Origin of the sequence: Vibrio sp. 10N.222.49.C9, assembly GCF_041474985.1 — a bacterium.
GTDB lineage: Bacteria > Pseudomonadota > Gammaproteobacteria > Enterobacterales > Vibrionaceae > Vibrio > Vibrio crassostreae_C.
Genome location: NZ_JBFRVD010000189.1, coordinates 1 through 439, shown reverse-complemented (window position 1 = coordinate 439; position 439 = coordinate 1). Strand labels below are relative to the sequence as shown.

1 pseudogene is annotated in these 439 nt (G+C 49.4%); it reads right to left on the bottom strand.

The annotated features are described in order from the left end of the window. Positions 1-439 (bottom strand): annotated as a pseudogene (locus AB4585_RS22685) (hypothetical protein); the annotation flags it as partial.

The following is a 439-nucleotide window of genomic DNA, read 5'->3' as shown; positions in this document are numbered from 1 at the left end:
ATTCAATGGCGGCCTGATAAAACTGCGCTTTATCACAGGTGTTGGGCGTGGAGGCATTAATGATGTCATGCCCAATATGATTCATCGCAAACTCAACCACACCAACCGCATCCACCCGATGCAGCATGTTTGCAGGAGCACTGTGACTCACTGAGCGTAGTCGCGTAGCAAAGCGTGAGGGGTGGCGAATCTCATCAACTAATCCACTGCAGCGGATCACCACATACTCCATCCCGCTCTCTATAACTTTTTGCTCGGCTTGCAACAGTGCGAGGCTTTTGTCGGAAAAATCATTATTACCAAGGGCTAACTCTAGGCTCGCGTCATCTTCTTTCATATCTTTCGATAGAGAAGGGTAAACCGCGGTAGAGCTTATCATGATGACTTTGCGGGCGGCACCTTGCTTTGCGGCTTCACAGATTTGCTGCCAGTTATTGGC